Raw genomic sequence first — 1,489 nt, 5'->3', positions numbered from 1 at the left:
GTGCGGGCCGGCAGGGTGCGGCGGACGTTGCGTTGCGGGCGTGCATCAGGCATGGCGGTTCTCCACGGCCAGGATCTTCAGGGTATCGGTGCCGCCGTGGGCGTTCATGTGGTCCCCGCGGGTCAGGATCACGTGATCGCCCGGCTCGGCAATGCCCTGCGCCACCAGCCGTTCCAGCGCCCGGTCGTTGAGCTCGCCGGCGGTCATCTCGCTGGTGTCGAAGGGCAGGGAGATGACGCCACGATACAACGCCATGCGCCGCTGGGCGACGGGGTTGTGGGCCAGCCCGACGATCGGCAGCCCCGAGCGGATCCGCGAGGCGATCAGCGGCGTGTAGCCGGTGGCCGTCATGCAGGCGATGGCCGCGACCCCGGTGAGGTGGTTGGCGGCGTACATCGCCGACAGGGCGATCGTCTCGTCGATCCGCGAGAAGCCTTCGTGGATGCGGTGCCCGGATTCCTGGGCAATGCGCTCGCGCTCGGCGCCCAGGCAGACCCGCGCCATGGCCTCGATGGTCTCCACCGGAAAGTCGCCGGCGGCGGTCTCGGCGGAGAGCATCACCGCATCGGTGGCATCGAGCACGGCGTTGGCCACGTCGAACACCTCGGCGCGGGTCGGCAGCGGCGACTCGATCATCGATTCCATCATCTGGGTGGCGGTGATCACTGCGCGGTTGTGGCTGCGCGCATGCTTGATGATGCGCTTCTGGGTGCCGATCAGCGCCTCGTCGCCGATCTCCACGCCGAGGTCGCCGCGCGCCACCATCACCGCCTGGCTGGCCTCGATGATGCCGTCCAGGGTGGCATCACTGGCCACCGCCTCGGCGCGCTCGAGCTTGGCCACCAGGCCGATCTCGGCGCCGGCCTCGCCGAGCAGCTCGCGCGCCTCGTGCATGTCGGCGGCGCTGCGCGGGAAGGACACCGCCAGGTAGTCGACCCCGATGTCGATGGCGGTCGCCAGATCGGCCTTGTCCTTGTCGGTCAGGGCCGGGGCGGAGAGCCCGCCGCCCTGCTTGTTGATGCCCTTGTTGTTGGAGAGCCGGCCGCCCTGCACCACGGTGGTGTGGATCTCGCTGCCGGCCACGCGGTTAACATCGAGCACCAGGCGGCCGTCGTCGAGCAGCAGGCGATCGCCAGGGGCGACGTCGTCGGCCAGAGCCTTGTAGTCGCAGCCGACCCGGCTGGCGTCGCCGGCTTCGCCGTCCAGGGCGACGTCGAGCACGAAGGCCTGGCCTGCCTCGAGTTCCACGGCGCCGTCGCGGAAGCGGGCGATGCGGATCTTGGGGCCCTGGAGGTCGCCCAGGGCGGCCACGCTGCGGCCGAGCCGGGTGGCGATCTCGCGGACCTCGGCGAGCCGGCGGCGATGGTCGTCGGCCGCGCCGTGCGAGAAGTTGAGGCGTACCACATCGACGCCGGCGGCGATCATCCGTTCGAGCACGCCGGGCCTGTCGCTGGCCGGGCCGAGGGTGGCGACGATCTTGGTGCGGCGA

1 protein-coding gene is annotated in these 1,489 nt (G+C 71.1%); it reads right to left on the bottom strand.

What is annotated here, in order from left to right; translation table 11 throughout:
* Nucleotides 1–45: 45 nt before the first annotated feature.
* Nucleotides 46–1,489: pyruvate kinase (gene pyk, locus HSDC_RS16265; protein WP_064701012.1), on the bottom strand; the 1,444-nt coding region annotated here is incomplete at its 5' end.

The organism is Halomonas caseinilytica (assembly GCF_001662285.1).
In the GTDB taxonomy this organism is placed as follows: Bacteria; Pseudomonadota; Gammaproteobacteria; order Pseudomonadales; family Halomonadaceae; genus Halomonas; species Halomonas caseinilytica.
This window is presented reverse-complemented; position numbering and strand designations above follow the sequence as displayed.